A 3,546-nucleotide genomic window follows, 5' to 3' on the forward strand; every position below is an offset into this window, starting at 1 on the left:
GGTAGCAAAAGTATAGTTTTCATCCTAGTAATTAAAAGAAGCGCACCACCTTGACTGAATAATTAAAACATTCAAAAAATTAATTGTACGAATTAGGATTTTATATTATAATCAATGTACGTACAAGATAGGTAATGTATAATCTGTTGTACGAGCAAGTTGTTGACATGCAAATTGATTTAGGCCATATGTTGTGTAGTAAACATTATCTATTGGATGATGAAAAAATTCTGGAGGTATAAGTTGTGAAATTAACTAAGATTAGAAACCAAATGGAATTTTTAAATATTGATGGATTGTTTGTAACAAATAGAGAGAATATCCGTTATTTAANNCACGGGTTCTGCTGGGGTTGTATTGATTACGAAATCAAATGCTATCTTCTTAACTGACTTTCGATATTCAAAACAAGCACGTGAACAAATTATTGGGTATGAGATTGAGGTATGTGGGCAGTCGAATACATTAATGCAGACTGTTTTTAATCAGATCAAAAGGCTTAGAATTTCTAGATTAGGATTTGAGACAAATCATATTACACATGCGGAATATTCACTACTTAAGGAAGAAATTGATGTTGAATTAGTTGCTGTAAAAAAAGTTGTAGAAACACTGCGTACAATAAAATCAAAAGACGAAATAGATAAAATTAGAACAGCTGCTTCCATTGCGGATTCAGCCTTCCTGCATATACTCAATTTTATTAGACCGGGTGTTACAGAAGTTGAGGTCTCAAATGAACTAGAACACTATATGCGATTAAAAGGTGCGTCATCAAACTCTTCAACAATTATTGTGGCTTCGGGCTATCGCTCTGCTTTACCACATGGGGTTGCCAGTGAAAAGATCATCGAAAAAGGGGATATGGTGACACTTGATTATGGTGCATTATACCAAGGATATCGGTCAGATATGACAAGAACAGTAGCTGTCGGTGAACCAGATACGAAATTAAAAGAAATCTATCAGATTGTCCTAGCTGCTTTATTACGTTGTACTAGTGCAATCAAACAAGACATGCCAGCTAAAGAGGTTGATGCTATTGTTCGGGATTATATTACTAAACAGGGATATGGTGAATATTTCGGGCATGGGGCAGGACATGGAATTGGGTTGAACATACATGAAGATCCATTCTTCTCTAAATCATCAGATCAAATTGTTAAAGCGGGCATGGTAGTCACTGTTGAACCTGGTATTTATATACCTGACCTTGGTGGCGTTCGTATTGAAGATGATATCGTTATTGGTGATCAACAAAATGAGATTATAACAAAATCACCGAGAGAATTGATTATTATCTGAGTACAAAAAAAGATTAAGAAAGTATAAGAATTGGTAAAAAAGGAGGAATATAAATTGATCAAAACGCAAGTAGAAACAAGAGCTCAAGCCTTTGAACTAAGGGATGTATCCGTGACAGGTGGACCTTTCAAATATGCGATGGAATTGAATAAGGAATATTTATTACAGCTTGAACCTGATCGCTTGCTTGCTAGATTTAGAGAATATGCGGAATTAGAGGTAAAAGCACCTCAATATGAAGGCTGGGAATCTATGACTCTATCAGGTCACTCACTTGGTCATTATTTGTCTGCTTGTTCCATGATGTATGTTTCATTAGAGGATCAGCGGTTCAAAGAACGTGTTGATTATATTGTTGATGAGCTGCGGGTATGTCAAACTGCTCATGGAAATGGATATGTTTCAGGGATTCCAGGGGCAAAAGAGGTGTTTCAAGACGAGGTTGCTAAAGGAGATATTCGTTCAAAAGGCTTCGACCTTAATGGCTTATGGGCACCGTTATATACGATTCATAAGTTATTCGCCGGTTTACGTGATGCCACTCACCTTGTTGGAAACCCATTGGGGATTGAAATTGCAGTGAAATTAGCGGACTGGTTATATGATTGTCTATACCATCTCGATGATGATCAAATGGAGAATTTGATGGGCTGCGAGTATGGGGGTATCAATGAAGTGTTGGCTGATCTATATGCAGATACAGGTGATATGAAGTATATGAAGTTTGCCGAACGTTTTTGGCATAAATCTGTCCTAGATCCACTTGCTGAACGGAAGGATAGCTTGTCAGGTTTGCATGCGAATACACAAATTCCAAAGATAATTGGACTTGCTCGTCAATACGAGTTAACGAATGATACGAAGCGAAAAGAAACAACCGAGTTCTTTTGGGAGCAAGTAGTTAAACATCATTCATATGTAATCGGAGGAAATAGTTTTGAAGAATACTTTGGTGAGCCAGATCAATTAAGTAATAGGATTGGCCCACATACAACGGAAACATGTAATACGTACAATATGTTAAAGCTAACCAATTATTTGTTTGAATGGAATAGTTCTGCACAAGTTGCTGACTATTATGAGCGTGCTCTATTAAATCATATTTTAGCTTCTCAACATCCGGTACAGGGCGGGGTTACATACTGTATATCCTTGGATATGGGTGGTTTCAAGGATTATAATAGAAAGTTTGATCATTTCACATGTTGTATCGGTACAGGAATGGAAAACCATGCAAGTTACGGAAGTAGTATTTATTTTCATAATCAAGATAAATTGTTTGTCAATCAGTTTATCCCATCAACCCTGCAATGGAAGGAAAAAGGAATATCCATTGTTCAAGATACAGCATTTCCTGAAGATGATTCAGTTATCCTGAAGATTTCTTGTTCGGAAGACGTGAATTTCTCCCTTCATATTCGATACCCGTATTGGGCTGAGAAAGGGGTAGAATTAGCAATTAATGGTGTGGCACAACAAGCTGAGCAGAAGCCAAGTTCATTTATAAAAATTGATCGTCTATGGCAAAATGGAGATGAAATAAAACTGAAAATGCCAATGACATTGCGACTTGAACAAATGCCCGATAATCCGAATAGGGTTGCTATCATGTACGGACCTCTCGTTCTTGCAGGGGAACTTGGACCTCTCAATGATCCAAAAGCAGCCGAAAACTTATATACCCCTGTCATGATACCAAAGGATAAGTCGTTAACGGAGTGGTTACAGCCAGTAGAAGGAAAACGCAAATACATTTGTAACAGTCAATGCGGGTTATCCAAGAGATGTCAATTTGTATCCATTTTATCGTATACACGATAAGATGTATTCTATTTACTGGGATTTATTCACAGAGGATGAATGGGAAAAATTAAATGTGGAGTATCTCGAAGCCAGAAATAAATTAAGTATTCTCGAGAAAGCAACGATTGATTATGTACAGCCAGGTGAAATGCAACCAGAGCGTGACCACAATTTTGATGGTGAAAATACCCGCGTTATATCATTACAAAGTCGAAAAGGAAGAACCGCTTATGATGGATGGTTCACTTTTGACTTAAAGGTCAACGAATTAGAAAATATTACGCTGGTCATTTCCTATGCGAAGGATTTGCAAAGAAGGGAAACAGAGTACGATATTTTTGTTGAAAATACACTGTTGAATAATCCAAAAGAGGGCTTTAACGAGACTACTAGATTCCATAATGTCACCTATGATCTTCCGAAAAAAATTTACGAAGG

At 37.0% G+C, this 3,546-nt stretch carries 2 protein-coding genes and 1 pseudogene; all 3 read left to right on the forward strand.

Features of this window, described 5'->3' with window-relative positions; translation table 11 throughout:
• Nucleotides 1–272 precede the first annotated feature (272 nt).
• A pseudogene (locus V7149_RS21690) lies at nt 273–1,305 on the forward strand (M24 family metallopeptidase).
• A gap of 54 nt (nt 1,306–1,359) precedes the next feature.
• Entirely contained in the window at nt 1,360–3,126 is a 1,767-nt protein-coding gene (locus V7149_RS21695; protein WP_335347672.1) for a glycoside hydrolase family 127 protein, read from the forward strand.
• Nucleotides 3,098–3,546 (forward strand): DUF6805 domain-containing protein (locus tag V7149_RS21700; RefSeq protein ID WP_335347673.1); only part of this gene is annotated, 449 nt, incomplete at its 3' end. The genes V7149_RS21695 and V7149_RS21700, both read left to right, overlap by 29 nt.

Origin of the sequence: Bacillus sp. JJ1503, from assembly GCF_036965125.1 — a bacterium.
Lineage (GTDB): Bacteria > Bacillota > Bacilli > Bacillales > Cytobacillaceae > Cytobacillus.